The organism is Odoribacter sp. AF15-53, assembly GCF_003479425.1.
GTDB lineage: Bacteria > Bacteroidota > Bacteroidia > Bacteroidales > Marinifilaceae > Butyricimonas.
Window position 1 is genome coordinate 1 of record NZ_QUHC01000012.1, and the last position, 19197, is coordinate 19197.

The 19197-nt window shown below is 42.0% G+C and carries 15 protein-coding genes; 6 read left to right on the forward strand and 9 right to left on the reverse strand.

Going from position 1 to position 19197, the window contains the following annotated elements; translation table 11 throughout:
• A partial coding sequence (locus DWW52_RS17780; RefSeq protein WP_148315398.1) for a hypothetical protein occupies positions 1–263 on the reverse strand: 263 nt, incomplete at its 3' end.
• A gap of 11 nt (positions 264–274) precedes the next feature.
• Entirely contained in the window at positions 275–2053 is a 1779-nt protein-coding gene (locus DWW52_RS17785) for a hypothetical protein (RefSeq protein ID WP_118716903.1), read from the reverse strand.
• 258 nt (positions 2054–2311) lie between these two features.
• Between DWW52_RS17785 and DWW52_RS17790 the strand changes: the two genes are divergently transcribed.
• Positions 2312–2689 carry a thioesterase family protein gene (locus DWW52_RS17790; protein ID WP_118716905.1) on the forward strand — a complete coding sequence of 126 codons (378 nt, stop codon included), beginning with the start codon at positions 2312–2314 and terminating at the stop codon, positions 2687–2689.
• A gap of 115 nt (positions 2690–2804) precedes the next feature.
• A complete protein-coding gene (uvrB, locus tag DWW52_RS17795; protein WP_118716907.1) occupies positions 2805–4811 on the forward strand; it encodes an excinuclease ABC subunit UvrB in 2007 nt (668 codons plus the stop codon).
• A gap of 672 nt (positions 4812–5483) precedes the next feature.
• Here uvrB and DWW52_RS17800 read toward each other — a convergent pair.
• Positions 5484–6167 (reverse strand): hypothetical protein, encoded by a 684-nt coding sequence (locus DWW52_RS17800; RefSeq protein ID WP_148315399.1) that lies wholly within the window; start codon positions 6165–6167, stop codon positions 5484–5486.
• Between the two features lie 117 nt (positions 6168–6284).
• On the opposite strand from DWW52_RS17800, the gene DWW52_RS17805 reads away from it, so the two are divergent.
• Positions 6285–6668, forward strand: a complete 384-nt coding sequence (locus tag DWW52_RS17805; protein ID WP_118716911.1) for a hypothetical protein — start codon at positions 6285–6287, stop codon at positions 6666–6668.
• Between the two features lie 87 nt (positions 6669–6755).
• Here DWW52_RS17805 and DWW52_RS17810 read toward each other — a convergent pair whose 3' ends face one another.
• Together DWW52_RS17810 and DWW52_RS17815 are read right to left on the reverse strand one after the other, a co-directional pair.
• Entirely contained in the window at positions 6756–7184 is a 429-nt protein-coding gene (locus DWW52_RS17810) for a PaaI family thioesterase (RefSeq protein WP_118716913.1), read from the reverse strand.
• Positions 7185–7337: 153 nt separating this feature from the next.
• A complete protein-coding gene (locus tag DWW52_RS17815) occupies positions 7338–7652 on the reverse strand; it encodes a DUF4491 family protein (RefSeq protein ID WP_118716915.1) in 315 nt (104 codons plus the stop codon).
• A gap of 168 nt (positions 7653–7820) precedes the next feature.
• On the opposite strand from DWW52_RS17815, the gene bcp reads away from it, so the two are divergent.
• The 3 genes from bcp to DWW52_RS17830 all read left to right on the forward strand — a co-directional run bounded on the left by bcp (position 7821) and on the right by DWW52_RS17830 (position 11599).
• Entirely contained in the window at positions 7821–8282 is a 462-nt protein-coding gene (gene bcp / locus DWW52_RS17820; protein WP_118716917.1) for a thioredoxin-dependent thiol peroxidase, read from the forward strand.
• Between the two features lie 185 nt (positions 8283–8467).
• Positions 8468–9490 (forward strand): recombinase RecA, encoded by a 1023-nt coding sequence (gene recA / locus DWW52_RS17825; RefSeq protein ID WP_118716919.1) that lies wholly within the window; start codon positions 8468–8470, stop codon positions 9488–9490.
• A gap of 33 nt (positions 9491–9523) precedes the next feature.
• Positions 9524–11599: a S9 family peptidase gene (locus DWW52_RS17830; protein WP_118716921.1), complete on the forward strand. Its 2076-nt coding sequence runs from the start codon at positions 9524–9526 to the stop codon at positions 11597–11599.
• Positions 11600–11634: 35 nt separating this feature from the next.
• Here the strand turns inward: DWW52_RS17830 and DWW52_RS17835 are convergent, their stop codons facing one another.
• The 4 genes from DWW52_RS17835 to DWW52_RS17850 form a co-directional block, all read right to left on the reverse strand.
• Positions 11635–12567, reverse strand: a complete 933-nt coding sequence (locus DWW52_RS17835) for a hypothetical protein (protein WP_118716923.1) — start codon at positions 12565–12567, stop codon at positions 11635–11637.
• Positions 12568–12578: 11 nt separating this feature from the next.
• Entirely contained in the window at positions 12579–14156 is a 1578-nt protein-coding gene (locus DWW52_RS17840; RefSeq protein WP_118716925.1) for a RagB/SusD family nutrient uptake outer membrane protein, read from the reverse strand.
• A 10-nt stretch (positions 14157–14166) separates the two neighbouring features.
• On the reverse strand, positions 14167–17793 hold the full coding sequence (locus DWW52_RS17845; RefSeq protein ID WP_233556975.1) for a SusC/RagA family TonB-linked outer membrane protein: 3627 nt from the start codon (positions 17791–17793) through the stop codon (positions 14167–14169).
• Positions 17794–17934: 141 nt separating this feature from the next.
• Positions 17935–19110, reverse strand: a complete 1176-nt coding sequence (locus DWW52_RS17850; protein ID WP_118716929.1) for a FecR family protein — start codon at positions 19108–19110, stop codon at positions 17935–17937.
• Positions 19111–19197: the final 87 nt, after the last annotated feature.

A 19197-nucleotide genomic window follows, 5' to 3' on the forward strand; every position in this document is an offset into this window, starting at 1 on the left:
AACATCTCAACCGTATCTTTCAACACGGCTTTCGTTACATTATTCACGAATCTTCGGACATATTCCCCTGCACCATCCTTAAAATCAAACAGTCCAAAATCCTCCTGTTTATAAGGACACTCCTCGAATTTGGGAGTTATAGAATAAGTTGTATCAGCTCTTGAACTTAAAGGTTTATAAGATCTATAATCAAAATATTTTTCAGACTGGCTATAAGATAGCACCGACACGAACAATAATAAAAAAGTAATAATTGCTTTCATAACATTTCATTTTATTCAAACATTGATTCAATTAATTCCGGATCCCGATTAGGATTGTAAGTTCCTTTATATTCAGGATCATGCCACCGACTTCCCAGATCATGATAATTTTCAAGAAGCTCATTTGTAAAACCATCCTTTTTTACATCTTCAAGAAACTTAGCATAATCATATCGCTCATCCCAAGAAAATCCACCACTTAAAAGACTACTCATCGCTCCTTCTATCGGATACTGACATAAATCAAAAAACACTTTAGCTTCAAACTCAATATTATTAACATTCGGATATCCTCCATCTTTATAAACCACCTCGAATTGCATCCAATGAATAAATTCTTCAAGAGAACTAACCGCATAAATTCGGTCACCATCTCTATAATAAATAATTTGTTCCTTCTGATCATACCGGGCAGGCATTCCTTTTGAACCGACTTCACTTATGATTAATCGCACCTTCAATCCTTTCTCAATAAATTTTTCTATCATCCTTTTAAACAGGGAAGATGCTTTCATGAATCTTACAATCATCCTATTCAAAGAATCTATCTGATTCTGAGTTAAGTTTGTACCTTGTGTATTAAATATCTGCTGCAAAGGCGTAAGAGGTTTATTTCCTGAAGACGAGCCATTACCTTGATCACGATCCCCATTATCCGGTTGTTGATTATTATCAATACTATCTTCATCCTTATCTTCATCCTTATCGTTCCAAATATCATCATCCTTAGGATCAGCATCAATCTCCTCGTCATCTTCCGGATCATCCGGCTCCACGATCGTTTCATCCTCTATCAACCTATCCGGTTCTCCATCGAAATCGGTATCTGCAAGATAATAAAACTCCCCATCTATCTCCACGATATAAATATCTGCCCCGTACTCTTCGTCATACCCCAAAAACAACGCATCATCCCATTCCCAATCGTCATCATCATCATTCGGGTCCGGATCGTCCTCGTCTTCGTCCTCATTATCTCCCGGTTTTGATGTACCCATATTTCCCTCTGTATTACCCGATCCACCACCTCCCGTTCCACCTGTTCCCCCGGTTCCTTCTGATGCTCGTGCCAACATCATGACTTCTTCTCGCTTGAAACGGACACCTTTTAACAATCTTTTCATCGCACTCACCTGACAAGTCAATCCCCGGACCGTGTCAAACAAAAATACTTTATCAATAGTCTTCCCATCTTTGAAAAGAGCTACCGTAACCGGGATTTGACTATTCATTTTAGAATATATAGCCATACCACTGAACCCGCCTTTATTTCCCGAATTTATAAACCTGTCACAAATATCACTTTCATTTTGAGAGTTGTACGCGCTATCCGGGATTAACGATAACACGTAAATACCATGTTGTCGCGTTTTTTTACTTTTTACCACGAGTAATTTCTGAGAAACCTCCACGCAACTACGATCTCCTGCCAACTTTGCCTTGTATTTACTCGAAGTTAGGAATGGAATATTAGCACTTCCCAAACGTCGGCTCTCCGCGACAACAGCCCTGTCCCATTTCGGGATAAAACGCCCCGGTGAAAGCCAGTGCCATGACCGCTCACTTTCCCCCACACGAGATAGGACCTGATTGGAACGAGAATTTTCAAAAAAAGCTTTAGCTTCCTCAACAGAAAAGAAAACCTCCTTCTCATTCTCCATCTTTTCTTTTTCCACGGGAATATCAATCATATCCTTGGAACAAGAAACTAAAAACAAACACGAAACACATACAACGATATAATTTACACTATACACGTTGTACTTAAACTTACTTCCATTTTTTTTCATGTCACGACTGTTTAAGTTAATAAAAATTGCTGATAAATTTATTGCTGATAAAACTGTAGTTTACTAATTTTGGGCACCTCCTTTCTTTTTATATAGAGCACTAAATAGTACTCTTCAGAACAAATATACAAATTTTCTATAAAATTACCCTCACAATTTTCATTTAATAATTTTTAGAATAAAAAGCGAGTTACACCTCACGAGATACAAACACGTAACAGATATTTTTGGTACCTTTGCAAATCAAATTACAGAATCATGGAAATAAAAATAGGACACTCGTTCACGCAAGAGATAACGGTAGAACATAAAGACACCGCGGCCGTTTACGGTTCCGGTAAACTGGAAGTATTCGCCACCCCGGCCATGGTCGGATTAATGGAAAACACGGCCATCAAATGCCTGGAAGGCATGCTTGACCCGGACAGCGACACCGTCGGCATCGAAATCAACACCAAGCACGTGAAAGCCACCGCGGTTGGTAAAAAAGTAACCTGTAAAGCCACCATCACCGAAGTAGACGGGCGCCGTGTCCGCTTCTCGATCGAAGCATGGGACGAAATCGCCCCTATCGGCTCGGCAATACACGACCGCTTCATCATCAACCCCGAAAAGTTCATGAGCAAACTTAAATAATTTTAGATTTAATGATTTTAGATTTTAGATTCCAACCACACAAAGCCACGCTTTAAACTCATAGAATCGCTTAATCGTAAATCGTAAATCATAAATCGCAAATCATAAATCGTACATGTTTAACCTAACCTCTCAATTCGAGCCGACCGGGGATCAACCGGAAGCCATCAGACAGTTAACACAAGGACTTCAGGAAGGAGCCCCGGGACAGGTATTATTGGGAGTTACAGGATCGGGAAAAACATTCACGATTGCCAACGTCATACAAGAAGTCCAACGACCGACATTAATCCTGAGTCACAACAAGACGTTAGCCGCGCAGTTATACGGGGAGTTCAAATCCTTTTTCCCCGAGAACGCGGTCGAGTATTTCGTTTCGTATTACGACTATTACCAACCGGAAGCCTATCTTCCGACCACCAACACGTATATCGAGAAAGACCTCGCCATCAACGACGAGATCGACAAGTTGCGCCTGCGTGCCACGGCCTCCCTGTTATCCGGCCGTCGGGACGTGATCGTGGTCTCGTCCGTGTCCTGCCTATACGGTATGGCGGACCCTACCGCGTTCGGCTCGAACATCATCTACCTGAAGCGAGGGTTAAAAATTGGCAGGAATCAACTCCTACGCCGCCTCGTTGACGCTCTTTACGTGAACAACGAGTTGGAATTCAAGCGGGGCAGCTTCCGGGCCAAGGGAGAAACCGTGGATATTTTCCCGGCGATAGAAACTTTCGAGGGAATCGCCTACCGGATTGAATTCTGGGACGACGAAATCGACCGGATCACCACGTTCAGCCCTCAAACCGGGAAAACGGTTGATGAACTGGAAAACCTGAACATCTACCCGGCCAACCTGTTCGTGACCGACAAGGCAACCCTGGCGAAAGCTATCCATGACATCGAACACGATCTGGTGGTGCAAGTCGATTTCCTCAACTCGATCGGCAAACACTTTGAAGCCAAACGACTGGACGAACGGGTAAAATATGATCTGGAAATGATTCGTGAACTGGGCTACTGTTCCGGTATCGAAAACTATTCCCGTTACCTGGACGGCCGGGCGGCCGGGGTACGCCCTTTCTGCTTGCTGGACTATTTCCCGCAGGACTTTCTGCTTGTTGTCGACGAGTCACACGTGACCCTCCCGCAAGTGAGAGCCATGTACGGGGGCGATCATTCCCGCAAACAATCACTCGTGGAATACGGTTTCCGTCTCCCGGCAGCATTTGACAACCGCCCGCTTACCTTCGAAGAATTCGAGGCTAACACGGGACAAACCATATACGTCAGCGCCACCCCGGCAGATTACGAGCTGGAAAAATGCGAGGGAGTCGTGGTAGAACAGATCATCCGCCCGACGGGAATTCTTGACCCGGAAATAGAAGTCGTGCCTAGCAAAAATCAAATTGACCACCTCGTCAACGAGATACAAAAACGCATCGAGGTAAACGAAAAAGTCCTCGTCACCACGTTAACAAAACGCATGGCGGAGGAACTGAGCAAATACCTGGACCGTATTCGCATCAAATGCCAGTACATCCACTCGGATGTCGACACGCTGGAACGGGTACAGATCATCGAAAACTTACGCAAGGGAGTCATTGATGTCATCGTGGGAGTAAACCTCCTCCGCGAGGGATTGGATATGCCGGAAGTCTCCCTCGTTGCCATACTGGATGCCGACAAAGAAGGTTTCTTACGTTCCACCCGTTCCCTGATCCAGACCTCCGGGCGTGCGGCCCGTAACTTGAACGGGAAGGTGATCATGTATGCCGATACGATCACCCGCTCCATGCAGGAAACCATCGACGAAACCCAGTATCGCCGGGAGAAACAAATGGAATACAACCGCCAACACGGCATCACCCCGACCCAGATACACAAGTCCACGGAATCCGTGTTGAAAGAAACCTCCCGTGCCTACATCGAAGAAGAACACGTGAACATGGTAGCAGATCCCGTCACGGCCTACATGAGTAAACCGGAATTAGAGAAGATGTTGCAAAAAACAAAAGCAGCCATGCAAAAAGCCGCCAAAGAAACGGACTTCCTGGAAGCCGCCCGCCTCCGGGACGAAATGTTTAAACTGGAAGAAACTATTAAACGGCTTAATCCCTAAAGACTCTGTTTCAAAAGCACGGATCACTCGAAAGCGGGATATCCAATATAGATGATAACGCTTTAATATTTTCCCCACACAGATAAACACGTGATAAGGAAGTAATCGGGCACCACTCGTACCCCAAGGACGTGTTGCCGACGTATCAAATACAGTTCCCAAACGGCTATGAAACGAAGGCAACACGTCTGTCATCTGTTCATGGTGCCTTATTTCTCCCTAAACACCCCCTTATTTCCCTTCACCCTCTCACCCATATTCCCTTTACACAAAAATAGAGATTCACAAGCAAGAATCATGACGGGTAATGTATGACATTTCTTGCCAATCACGCATAAAGTAGTTACTATTTACCCTCACCCTCCCACAATCCTCCCGCCCTACTCTCACCTATATCACGATGACACGTCAACACGAAATCAAGGGTAAGTTAACGATGTACATCGGCAACTTATCGGTAACTTATCGGCAACTTATCGTTAACTTACACTTGAGACACCCCGTATGTATACTGATAAACAACCGAATATACCATACAACACCCCACGTTTATAATATCAAATTTCATGTTTATTATAATTTCATTCAAAAATTATACATACATAGAGACGGGTAATAAATACCGATGGCGAAACTGAGAGGGTGTTTGAAGAAGACTTCCCCCCACACTTTTTAATCCATAAACGATTCAGATTCCCCTTCCTCATCCAATTGTTTCATCGAAGTCCCCAATTCTCTCCACTTTTCATCGACTGTATCCAAGAAACTTTCCAGCTTCCGAGTAACACATTTCAACTGGCTGGCAGACAGATCATGTAAATACAACCCGTTGGCTCCTATCGTGAAATCCGTAACCAACGCTTCATCATCACCTTGACGCACGTATTTATTCACACACGGGGTCTCCCTCAGAACTCGTTCTCTCGGCGTATGGTCTTCCCTGATAACAACGGAAATCTCTTCCGTGGTCTCTTCCACGGCATCAACAGAATTCCCCTCTTCTATCTCATCCAAGAATTGTTGCATTTGCTTGATCACATACTTCATTTGTTCGGAAGAGGTAAACCTCATTTCCCCCTCGTAAGTATCTATGCCGTAAGCAACAGAATAAGAATCATCTCCCGCAGAACGAAAAACAGACATTGTCATATCAACCGAGTACAAATCATCATCTTCAAATTCCCGAAAGAATAATCCCCCGTGCTTGAGCAACGTTTCTATCGTATCGTGAATCCCAACCAATTGTCTGAACGATAGATCGTACAACAACTCACCATTGACGGTAATACTATAATTGCATACGGACTGCAATTCTCTAATTTTATTGATTCGGGCACCTTCATTTTTTTCATTCATAACCATTATTCCTTTCCCGTGACAATGAATTTACCATTGCCTGATTCGTTATTTTCTGTATATTTACACTGCCTTAACCGGCTAAGACATCACAAACATACAAAACATTTCGCCATAATGCAACCTGAAATACAAAACATTTCGCCAATAAAGCAAAGAATCTTGCAATTTATCGCAGAATCAGGAATGAGTAAAAGAGAATTTTACTCGTTAACCGGGATTTCACGGGGAACGTTAGAAAGTAAAACAGGCATCACGGAGGACACGCTAACAAAACTTTTCGCCGCATACCCTAATCTATCACCTATATGGATTTTTACCGGAAAGGGAGACAAACTTCAATCCCGACAAAATGAAACATCTCCACTCTTCGGGACAAACGCAAATATTGAAGATAAACTTCTTAACATTATAGCCCAAAAAGACAGGGAAATAAAAGAACTCGCAGAAGAAATAGGTAAGCTCAAACAGGAAATACTACAACTAAAAAGCTCCCTATAATAAATAAGATCATGCCGAGGACAATTCTCTCACATGATCTCATGTATATTTCAATAAATCTTCTTGTTAAACAGCCACAACAAGAAACTACTTTTTATCAGAAGATTTAGGCAACACGACATTCGTTATCCGCCCCACGGAAGCCAGATTTCCAAACTCGTCCGTCACGTTGACAGAAACCACGTGCGTGCGATGTCCTTTATGAATAAATTCCGCCCGTCCGATAACATATTTGCCTTGTGCCTTCCGGACGTGATTGGCATTAATCTCGATTCCAAACACGTGATTCTCTTCCAGGTTCTCCCCGATATAAGTCAACCCGCTTCCCACGGTCTCCACCAATGCCATGATCGCTCCACCATGCAACAAATTACCGGGACGCATCGTACGTTCGTCAATCGGCATCTTTGCCTCCAACCAATTCTCCCCGATACCAGTAAATTCAATACCCAAACTTGCCATTAACGTTCCCCGGCTCTCCCGGTTCATCCGTTCTATAATTGCTGAACTATCCATGTATTAATTTTAGATTTTAAATTTTAGATTTCTCACACAAGGCCATTCCCATTTCGTGATTTCCGATTAAGTGATCCGGCAGCTCATGCTGCCATAAACCAAGCGCCCCGCAGGGGTCCATAGACTTTATAAACCTTATAAACTTTACAAACTTTATGAACTCTTCTTAATCTTCTTCGGGTTTGCCGGAAACCACCCTTTACGCACCCTCTCTTCTTGTTCGAAAATCTCTTTTATCGTCCAGAAAGAAGAAAATGCGAACACGCCCAACAAAGAAGACCACAACACGTTACTCACCAACAAAGCCGCCACGGTTCCCACTATTCCCAACACGAGGAAAATCCACCAACAACCGGTTCCCCAATAATATTCCGCTTTCACCACCACGGGATGAAAAAAACCGATAATCAGGAAAGTACAAATCCCGATGATCAAACCTGTCAAATTATACGCTTCAATAAACTCCATAAACGTTTTTTTAGATTCACGCAAATGTACAAATATTCCCAAACACTATTTCAATTCACCAAAATATTCCTACATTTGTAATAGACTACGAGCAATAGATTAAACAAGTTATAGCAAATCATAAATTGTTTATAATTAGAATCGTAAATCACTAAATTTTAAACGAATATGACACCATTAAAAGAAGGAGATAAAGCCCCTTACTTCGAGGGAGTAAATCAAGACGGGAAAAAAATCACGCTAGAAGATTTTAAAGGCAAAAAACTGATACTTTACTTTTACCCGAAAGACAACACCTCTGGATGCACGGCAGAAGCTTGCAGCTTGAACGACGGTTACTCTTCCCTCACGGAAAAAGGATTCGAGATCGTTGGTGTCAGCCCCGATTCGGCAAGTTCGCACATGAAATTCATCGCCAAATACAACCTGGCATTCAACCTGATCGCCGATACCGACAAAAAGATACTGGAAGCCTACGGCGTGTGGGCCGAAAAGAAAATGTACGGCAGAACTTACATGGGAGTCTTGCGCACCACGTTCATCATCGACGGCAACGGGATCATCGAGAAAGTGATCACCAAGGTGAACACCAAGGATCACGCGCAACAAATCCTGACAATTGAAAATTGAAAATGGAGAATTGAAAATGAAAAAAGCAGTGACCAATGCGGGGCATTAACCTGCAACTTGCCGAAGGCAAATGTAACCTGCAACTTGTAACTCGCCGCAGGCGATCACTTGTGTGGATAGGATCACTTAATCGGAAATCATAAATCAAGAAATCAATAGGAATTTAAAATCTAAAATCAATAAATATGGCAAATGCAGAAACCAATCAAGACAAGTTAAAAGCACTTCAACTTACTCTCGACAAGATCGAGAAGAATTTCGGTAAGGGAAGCGTCATGAAACTTGGCGATAATGTAGTGGAAGACGTTGCGGTTATTCCTTCCGGCTCGATCGGACTGGACCGGGCTTTAGGAGTTGGGGGATACCCGAAAGGTCGTGTAGTTGAAATTTACGGTCCTGAATCTTCAGGTAAAACCACGTTGGCAATTCACGCTATCGCCGAGGCACAAAAGCAGGGAGGTATCGCGGCTATTATCGACGCGGAACATGCTTTTGACCGGGTATACGCTGAAAAGCTAGGGGTTGACGTGAACAACCTGTTTATATCCCAACCGGATAACGGCGAGCAAGCCCTTGAAATCGCGGAACAATTGATTCGCTCGGCAGCGATTGATATCATCGTGATCGACTCGGTAGCCGCTCTTACCCCGAAAGCCGAGATCGAGGGTGAAATGGGTGACAGCGTCATGGGATTACAGGCTCGTTTGATGTCTCAGGCTCTACGTAAACTCACGGGAACGATCAGTAAAACGAATACTTGCTGCATCTTTATCAACCAATTACGTGATAAAATCGGTGTCATGTTCGGTAACCCGGAAACAACTACCGGAGGTAACGCCCTGAAATTCTACTCTTCCGTGCGTCTGGACATCCGTCGTATCGGGCAAATCAAGGACGGGGAAGAAATTTACGGTAATCACACGCGCGTGAAGGTGGTGAAAAACAAAGTCGCCCCTCCATTCAAAAAGGCCGAGTTCGACATCATGTACGGTGAAGGAATTTCCCGTTCGGGTGAGATCGTGGACCTAGGCGTAGAATACAACGTGATCAAGAAAAGCGGTAGCTGGTTCTCTTACGGGGATAGCAAACTGGGACAAGGACGGGAAACCGTGAAACAAATGGTAAGCGATAACCCGGAACTGGCGGAAGAGCTTACCCAGAAAATCGTTGAAGCCATGGAAAATGGTGTTCAACCGGCAACAAAATAACAAGAGTGGTGTAACAAAACAGCTAAAATTGTGATGAGAAACTATTTATGTTCTGCTTTAGTCTTGTTGGCTATGGTGTCGTGCGACAACAAGAAAGAGGCAGCAAAACCAAGTTATAAAACACCGGATATGAAACTATCATCCGACGTGATGACTCCCGAGGTATTATGGTCATTCGGTAGAATCGGCGGCGTGAGCGTATCGCCCGACCAGAAATCACTCGTGTACGACGTGACTTACTTCAACAAAGAAGAAGACCGCTCGTACAGTGACATCTACGTGATGAACCTCGCTGACGGGAAATCCAAACAATTAACAGACACGGATTACAAAGAATTCGGAGAGACCTGGACTCCCGATGGCAAAATCGCCTTCATGTCCAGTAAATCCGGTTCCGTTCAATTATGGGAAATGAACGCTGACGGTAGCGGGTTGACGCAGCTTACCAACGTGGAAGGCGGTATCGGGGGATTCATTTTCTCCCCGGACAAATCCCGGCTTCTTTTCCTGAAAGATGTAAAACTGGAGCAAGACGTGCATGACCTGCATCCCGACCTCCCAAAAGCAAACGCCCGTTTGATCAATGATCAGGTATACCGTCATTGGAACGATTGGGTGGAAGCATACACGCATCCTTTCGTGGCCGACTATATCCCGGGCCAAATGGTAACCACGGGTAAAGACATCATGGAAGGCGAGAAATGGGAATCGCCCGTTCGTCCCTGGGGCGGTACGGAACAACTTACCTGGACCAAGGACGGGAAAGGAATCATCTACATGGCCCGCAAAAAAGAGGGTATCGCTTACATGACCTCGACCAACACGGACCTGTACCTCTATGACCTGAATTCCGGTAAAACCACCAACCTGACCGAGGGTATGATGGGTTATGACCAGAATCAGGTGATCTCTCCCAACGGGGAACTCATGGCCTGGGAAAGCATGGAGCGTGACGGTTACGAAGCCGACAAAATCCGCCTGTTTGTGATGAACCTGAAAACCGGGGAGAAAAAAGAATACACGAAAGATTTCGACCAGAACGTGGGTGGTCTCTCCTGGGCTGATGACAACACGATCTATTTCATTTCCGACTATCATGCCACGGACGAGATTTACAAGTTGACCTTGAACGACGGTAAGATCACGAAAATAACCGAAGGTGTACACAATTACCAATCTGTTACCCCGGTAAACGATTACCTGATCGCCACCAAGGTTTCTATGAGTAAACCGGCCGAGATTTATAAAGTCGACCTGACAAACGGCAAGGACACGGAACTATCTTTCGTGAATAAAGGTATTCTGGATCAATTGACCATGGGTAAAGTTGAATCTCGCTGGATCAAGACCACGGACAACAAGGATATGTTGACCTGGATCATCTACCCGCCTCATTTCGACCCGAACAAGAAATACCCGGCAATCCTGTATTGCGAGGGAGGCCCGCAAAGCACCGTGAGCCAGTTCTGGAGCTATCGTTGGAATTTCCAGATGATGGCAGCCAACGGTTACATCATCGTGGCCCCGAACCGTCGCGGCTTACCGGGATTCGGACAGGAATGGAACGAACAGATCAGTGGAGACTACCCGGGACAGAATATCAAGGATTATCTCTCCGCTATCGATGAAATGAAGAAAGAACCTTATATCGACGAAAATCGCTTGGGTTGCGTGGGAGCCTCTTACGGTGGATTCTCCGTGTATTTCCTTGCCGGACACCACGACAAACGTTTCAAAGCGTTTATCGCTCACTGCGGTATCTTCAACATGGAAATGCAGTACTACAACACCGAAGAGATGTGGTTCGCCAACTGGGATATGGGCGGCTCCCCCTGGGAAAAGAACAACAAAGTAGCTCAACGCACATTTGACAATTCCCCGCACAAATTTGTCGGAGAATGGGATACCCCGATCTTGGTCATCCACGGGCAAAAAGACTTCCGTATCGATGCCTCCCAAGGCATGGGCGCATTCAACGCCGCCCGCATGCGTGGTATTCCGGCTCAGTACTTGTACTTCCCGGAAGAATGTCACTGGGTACTAGGATGTCAGAACGGTATTTTATGGCAACGTACTTTCGCAGCTTGGCTGGATAAGTGGTTGAAGTAATAAATAAAAAGCCTCGTTCAAGCGAGGCTTTTTATTCATTTTATCCCATTGGCAATTTCATATTTTTCCACTATCGGTCGCATCAATTTAAACTTATCTATTACCTTCGGATAAGTACTATACAACTCATAGAAACGACTTTCCTCTCCTCGATAAGCATAGATTACAGTGACGTAATCTTGAATATCCTGTTTCCGATCCGGATTTTTCATATATTTTCTTCCTGAAATTGAAGCATCCACTCGCCGAATAAACCCTAATTCTTCAGGTTTCGGGGCGGGAGAGAAAGGACTTTCAGTACTTGTCTTCCCATATTGATCTTCTCCCGTAATTTTATAATAGTCTTCCAATTCATCCACGCAAAACTCCAAAATCCAATCCGCACTCTTCACAGCCAATATTTCTCCCCCCAACATATTCAATTCATCCTGCTCCATTTCCTTCATTGCATTCAACCGTCCTACAACAATTCCTCTCAATCCTTTACCATACACGTTAACTTCACGAGTCACGGGTGTATAACTTATCGTTTCCGTCAATAATATCGAATCTGCCAATAAGAACGAAAGAGGCCTGTATACACTCTCTTCTGGCAAATAAGGGATTACCCGATCCTTGATCATATTTACGGCAATTATCATTGCAGCCGTATCAGAAGACAGTCTCATTCTCCCATCCGTATAAGTACCATACACATAATATCCCATATTGAATAATTCTGTGTGAACAACCGGATTTCCATAAGCATCCTCTCCTGACTCCTCATAACCAAGCGTATCATTTATAAAAATGGTAACCCCGTAATCTTTATAAATACCATAAATCAAATGATTAATTTCCCCTGGCTTATCTTCTATTTTAAACCAATCGGGCATATTTTCAACAGCTTTCACATCCTCATCATCAGAGTTACACCCCATGAAAAGACAAAGTACAATTCCCAATATTGTAAAATAATTATTTTTCATACTTGCATCCTTTATTCGTTAATTCCTATTTTCTTACGAGGCACTCTTTTGGCATTATCAACCATAGCACCCTGATCAAAAACAATTTCGTAATCAGGAATCGGTAACACCCAAGCATCATCCTCCCCAAAAGCTTTTAATACGTAATTTCCATCATAGACTCCCGGCTGCATATTCGCCATGGCTGATTGATAAACTCCATGTCTCACCTGTTTCGCATCAGCATATTTTGAAGTTACGGCATAACGTCTCAAATCAAACCAACGATGTCCCTCTAAACATAATTCCCGACGTCTTTCCTCCCGAATAAAATCAACTAAAGCTTTCCCATTCAGTCCATCAATTACGGGAATTATTCCATCTTTATACCTGTTATTCATCAAAACTTTAATCGTATTTATAGCCTCTGATTGATCTAACATTGCCTGGGCTTCTGCCTTATTCAAATAAACCTCTGCAGAACGAATCAAGCAGGCATCATAAACTTTAGCCAAACCTGATTTTGTCGATAAATCAGGAGATTTGCGTACAAAGAAAAATCCCGGACAATACCTCGATGAAGGTTCCAAAAAAGCTGTATTCCGCAAATCTACAATCCCCTCACTTTCATATTTTTTGTACAAACTGATTAACTCATCTGAAGCCCTATATCGTCCTCCACCTTGAGCTGCATAAGAAATAAGACTATTATCCATTAAAAACTGCATGGAATAACTCCCTTGGGTAAATAATATTTCTGGAGAATCCACCGTGTTCAACCATTGTCCACTCATCGTATTCATATTCTGCAGTTTGCACCCAGAAGCGATAATTTTATCACATTCTTCTATCGCAAGTTGCCACTCACCCATGTACAGATATACCCGACTAAGTAAAGTCCTTGCTGCAGCCTCATTAACCCGGTAAAATGTAGGTTGAACAATACCTGCAAGATTATCAGCTGCAGCTTTTAAATCCTCTACAATTTGTAGATACACCTTTCGTACGGGATCTCGACTAAAATACTTATCCTCAATATATTCTGTAATATTTAAAGGAACTCCCAAATCCATACTCGCCGTTTTCTCAGAATAAGGTTTAGCATATAAATTTACTAACATATAATAATACCATCCTCTCAGAAATTGAGCCTCCCCCATTACTCGACGACGTATCTCTTCCGGATCTTTTTCAAACTCTTTCACGTAAGATATAATCACATTCACATACCCAATATGCTGATATAGTCTCTTCCAATCTATATCTCTCATTTCTGTTCCATCCATATAAGAAAAAGGTCTTTCTCCCCACGCATAAAAATTACGTAAACGTTCTGCCGGCGTAGAAAAACCATTCATTTTCAACCCTCCTGTAATAAATTCCTCCACATCATCATCCATCACGTGTAAATAAGGATAATACGTACCTGTTTCATTATAATAAAAGAAATCCTGCGAGGCATTTCGTTTCATATACCCGTTTCCTATTAAAATTTCATCCAAATCTTCACAGGACCTTGCATACACGAGTTCTTGCGAATATTCCTCCAAGAAATCACCACAAGCACCCAACAAAGTACATCCCATAATAATCAATAATATCTTTTTCATAATTCATCACTTAAAATGTCACATTCAATTGTAGCGAATACGTCGGACGCACGGAAAGATTTATCAAAGATGTCGAGCCTGACTGCGACGGATCCTGTCCTTTTAATTTTCGACTACATATAGTAAACAAATTTGTTCCGCTCAAATTAACATACAGAGATTTAACTCGCATTTTTTTGCAAATATATTCCGGCACGACATAACGCAAAGAAAGACTTGATAATTTCAAATAATTGCCAGATACAACCCGAATATTCGAGAAATCATACATTTCCCACAAATTATTAGAAAATTTATACGGTTCAGTAGCCCACCAAGGCCATCTAGCATCATTCCAAGCACTTCCAGTTAATATTCCAGGTACGTTTGTATATTTCTCATCCCCTGGCTGTCTCCAACGATTAACGAATTCCCGTCGCAGATTCTTTTCCGGACCGACAACGACTCCATCATTCGGGAACATTCTAAACAAACGTATTTTTGAACCAACACTATACGCCAAATTAAACGAAAGTCCTAAATTTCTCCATCCTAAATAATTGCTAACACTCCCTTGTAAAAACGGTTCACGCGCTCCCGAATGTTCCATAACCGTTAACCACACATCCTCCCGGTCCATTTCTCCATAAATCTCTTTTGTCAATTTTTCCTCCCCATTAACCATTGTAGTTTTATCCGTTCCATAAAACATCGGAGAACCATTTTCCGGATTTAATCCTTTAAATCTGTAAGAATAGAATGTATTTACCGGACGTCCGGCAACCTGCACCTTACCATTCAAATAATCTTCATATTTTACTTCATCTTGTAAAACCCGATCTTTACGTTTTACTTTATCTATTAATTGATTGAAAACCGATCCAAAATTAGGATCAAATCGCCAAACAACCCCTCTCTGTTGCCCATTGAGCGAAGTTGCCGTATTCACTGGCATAAAATTCAACGTCAATTCATATCCTTGATTCCGCAAATTACCCTCATTAACCGTATAAACTTCAACGCCATTCACAACTGACACTTTTTTAGAAAGAAAAGCATCTCTCGTATATCGATAATAATACCCGATCGTTCCTCTTATTTTACGATTTAATAATGAGAAATCAACATCAATATTATAAGTAGAAGTTTTCTCCCATTTCAAATTAGGATTTGGGTAATTAGCAATTGTTGAATATAATTCTTTAAAAGAGTTATCCATTCCCTCTTTCTTTATAATCAGCCGAGGAGAATCCAATGCAGACATATTTCCTTGATAGCCAAAAGACATCTTCAACGCCAACATATCTATCCAACCCACATTCTTCAACACGTTTTCGTGCATATTCCAACGACCTGAAACAGACCAAATTGGCAACAATTTATCATTACTCGCATCACCAAATTTGTTCGAGAAATCAATTCTCCCATTCACATTAAAAATATAAGAATTTTTGTAAGAATACACGAAAGATCCGACAAGTCCAACCAAATTCGTTAAATTATCTTTCATGACCCCCATAGCGTCATCTGTTAACAACCATTCGTTATACGCCGTGTACAAATTATCTTTATTCATTGTTTCAAGCTTATTAAAAATCATCCCGCGATCTGGCATATATCCTCGCTTTGTAATCTTAAAACCTGTGTATTTCGATGAACTTAATTCTCCGATTAAAGAAGCAGAAAGCACATGATTTAATTCTTTATCCATGGCCTTATTAAACGTAAGCGTCCCACGTAAACTGTAATTTTCATTCTTCGTATTATCCATTCGTAATTCTCCTCCCACCGGACACAACGTTGTGGTTATATCAATCTCACCCGTGGACATACTTGCTTTCTTCAAATCTGCTATGTACCACGTGTTATCAGCAAAATACACATCTTCGCTTGAATTAGATACATTATACGAACAAAAAACACCCACCTTTAAACTCTGCAATAAGCGATACTCCAAAGACACATTCAAACCTAGTTGTTCCGTATTGATTTTATCATACGAATTTTTCCGCTCGTTTATAATACTAAAAGGTTGGTCATAACTAACATTATTTTTTTGATAAAACCATAACTCCCCGTTCTCATCATAAGCAGGAACACTACGAGACGTGTTATAAGCATAGGTTGTCACTCCAACCTCTGCCGGAGTATATTCTCTCTTCATCGTGCTACCATTCAACTTAAATTGCATCATAAACCTGTTATAATTCAAATTCAAGCTAGCCATTGCTGAATAACGGTCGCTACTTTCTCCCCGAATATTACCGTTTTCATCATTATATCCCAGAGATGCATAGTAACGGATATGATCAGTTCCCCCGGAAACATTCAATGAATGAGAATGGGAATAAGAATCCTGCATTAAAATTCCCAACCAATCCGTATTCACTGTTTCCATCTCTCGAACCTGATCCAAAAACTCTTGATAATTAATCTTACCTGTACTATAGTCATAATAAGCAGCCTCGTATCCTACCCAGCTATCCAAATTCGGTACATTCAGTTGGTTCTTTATCACATCTCTAGAATAATCTATTCTTTCTTGGGAATTCATAACATTGACTGCTCGATCCGTGTAGCGAGGACGCTGACGAAAAGTTCCCGTCAAAGAATAAGAAACTGAAGGTGCACCTACTTTTCCTTTTTTCGTTGTAATCACAATCACTCCGTTAGATGCTCTTGGTCCATAAATAGCCGTGGCAGAAGCATCTTTCAACACGTCGATCTGATCAATATCATCAGGATTGATTCCTGAAATCGCATTCCCCAATAAATTCACGAAATCCAAATCGTTAATCGACGTGGGATCAATATTCACCGGATCAGACAAAATTACACCATCCACAACCCATAACGGAGCTTGAGAACCCAGAATTGTTGTTGTACCACGAATTTTGATCTTAGGTGTAGCACCTACTTGTCCTGAATTTTGCATAAAAATCATCCCAGGAACACGCCCTTCCAACATCTGATCAACCGTACTTACACCAGGCTGCATGATATCATCCATTTTCAAAGAGGTCACAGAACTCGTCATGTGACGCTTATCAACCTGATAATATCCATAAGAAACAACCTCGTCTAATTCGTGTAAATTTTCTTCCAGTACCACATTAATCGTGTCTTGCAAAGCAACTTTAATTTGTTTGGTTTGCATCCCTATAAAAGAAAAGATTAATGTTATATCTTTTTGATTATCGGGTAATGAAATTCGATATAAACCTTCCGTATTCGTCACCACTCCCAGAGAAGTTCCCTTAATTAATACCGAAACCCCCGGCAAAGGCCCTTTTTGCGAATCCGTAACCACCCCTTGAATAACTCTTCCTTTCACCTCCTTTTCGTTTCCTCCCGATTCACCTAAACCACGAATAACAATTGTATTATCTAAAAATTCGTAATATAAACCCGAATCTTTCAAACACTCGTCAAGTACCTCTGCAACACTCTTGTTTTTGAAATCAAGCGAAAGTTTCTTCACCCTACTCACTTGTTCGTGGTTGTACACAAATACATAATTAGATTGCCGTTCTATCAATCGAAAAACGTCCTCTATCAAGCCTCCTTTTACTTGAATGGAAACTCTATCATTTTGAGAATACAGGGTTGCTGACACCTGCATAAAACTGATAAACAACAAAATGAATGTCAATTTCATAATGTTCACTACTTTTTTTAAAATACGATTTCTCAAAAATCGTATTTGTCGATTTTTTCTCATAAATTTGTTCTACTAAAAGATGAAACACTCAGTTGTTCATTCAAGCTGTTGAAAAGGGCCTAATTTTTCAACAGCTTTTTATTTAGACACTATTAACGTTTTCCCATTTAACGTGAATTTTACGATATCTGTCTTTTCCAAAAATTTCAACACGCCAGAGATTTCACTATGCCGTTGTATGGTTCCCGTAAAATGCAAATTCTGCAATTCTAAATTTTGATAAAAGACATCAACATCATACCAACGAGACAATATATCCATCACCTCTCGTAATTTCTGCTTTTTAAAAACAAACAACCCGTCTTTCCAAGCCGTAAATTCCCTCACATCCACCTTCCCAACAAGAATATCATTCCCCTCTATCCGAACCTGCATGGAAGGTGTAAGAATATAATTCTTATCATTGACAGACACTTGCACTTTTCCAGTCACCAGCGTTGTCATAAACTTACCGTCATAATCATTCACGTTGAAACTCGTCCCCAACACCTGAACTTCTTTATCTCCAACCTCCACAACAAAAGGTTTTTCCACATCCTTAGAAACGTCAAAATAAGCTTCTCCCGTCAATTTAACCCGACGTTCTTTCCCCACGAAACGGGCAGGAAATTCTAACACTGATTGCGAATTAATCCACACCTGACTCCCGTCTGCCAACACGATCTTGTACTCTCCTCCCCGGGGAATAACAAGTCGGTTATATTCCATTTTTTCAATGATAGAATCTGTTCTTTGTTCATCAATGATCACGGTTCCTTTATCTTCAGCCTTTATCACGGCTCCTTCAACCCGGGTCGTCACCTTGCTTATACTATCCAGCATCCAACGCTCCCCGGTAGCTAACTCCAAGTATGCTTTGTATCCCCCCTTTGTAGGCACAGGTTGTTCCCGAGCCAAGAACTCACTATCTCCCTCTTTTGGGTTATCTCCCACCTGATAAACAGCAATACCAATCACTACAATAGCAATCAATACGGCCACATAACGCATAAAACGAATAAAAATAGTCGGACGTTTTTTTATCTTTTTTTGAATATTACACCAACCTTTTTCCTTGTCACACCTTTCCGCAAAACGAATCTTGTCCACCAAACTACGTTCATCCCGTATTCGATCCAGTAAAATCCGGTTCGACACGGATGCATCTAACCATTGCCGGAATTCTACCTCCTCTTCCGGTGTCAACGTTTCATCCAAATAAGCCTTTATCCGGAGAACCTTTTCCTCGATTGATATCCCTAAATCTTTGTCCATAGTCCAAATTATTATTATGGATTATTATCCCAATAACTACTCTTAATACAAAGATGTCGGGCAAGAGGATGACAAGAAATCAAATTA

Excerpts from the sequence above, each read along its gene's own strand:
- DWW52_RS17785 (WP_118716903.1), bottom strand. The coding sequence starts at position 2,053 with ATGAAAAAAAATGGAAGTAAGTTTAAGTACAACGTGTATAGTGTAAAT.
- DWW52_RS17790 (WP_118716905.1), top strand. The coding sequence starts at position 2,312 with ATGGAAATAAAAATAGGACACTCGTTCACGCAAGAGATAACGGTAGAA.
- uvrB (WP_118716907.1), top strand. The coding sequence starts at position 2,805 with ATGTTTAACCTAACCTCTCAATTCGAGCCGACCGGGGATCAACCGGAA.
- DWW52_RS17800 (WP_148315399.1), bottom strand. The coding sequence starts at position 6,167 with ATGAATGAAAAAAATGAAGGTGCCCGAATCAATAAAATTAGAGAATTG.
- DWW52_RS17805 (WP_118716911.1), top strand. The coding sequence starts at position 6,285 with ATGCAACCTGAAATACAAAACATTTCGCCAATAAAGCAAAGAATCTTG.
- DWW52_RS17810 (WP_118716913.1), bottom strand. The coding sequence starts at position 7,184 with ATGGATAGTTCAGCAATTATAGAACGGATGAACCGGGAGAGCCGGGGA.
- DWW52_RS17815 (WP_118716915.1), bottom strand. The coding sequence starts at position 7,652 with ATGGAGTTTATTGAAGCGTATAATTTGACAGGTTTGATCATCGGGATT.
- bcp (WP_118716917.1), top strand. The coding sequence starts at position 7,821 with ATGACACCATTAAAAGAAGGAGATAAAGCCCCTTACTTCGAGGGAGTA.
- recA (WP_118716919.1), top strand. The coding sequence starts at position 8,468 with ATGGCAAATGCAGAAACCAATCAAGACAAGTTAAAAGCACTTCAACTT.
- DWW52_RS17830 (WP_118716921.1), top strand. The coding sequence starts at position 9,524 with ATGAGAAACTATTTATGTTCTGCTTTAGTCTTGTTGGCTATGGTGTCG.
- DWW52_RS17835 (WP_118716923.1), bottom strand. The coding sequence starts at position 12,567 with ATGAAAAATAATTATTTTACAATATTGGGAATTGTACTTTGTCTTTTC.
- DWW52_RS17840 (WP_118716925.1), bottom strand. The coding sequence starts at position 14,156 with ATGAAAAAGATATTATTGATTATTATGGGATGTACTTTGTTGGGTGCT.
- DWW52_RS17845 (WP_233556975.1), bottom strand. The coding sequence starts at position 17,793 with ATGAAATTGACATTCATTTTGTTGTTTATCAGTTTTATGCAGGTGTCA.
- DWW52_RS17850 (WP_118716929.1), bottom strand. The coding sequence starts at position 19,110 with ATGGACAAAGATTTAGGGATATCAATCGAGGAAAAGGTTCTCCGGATA.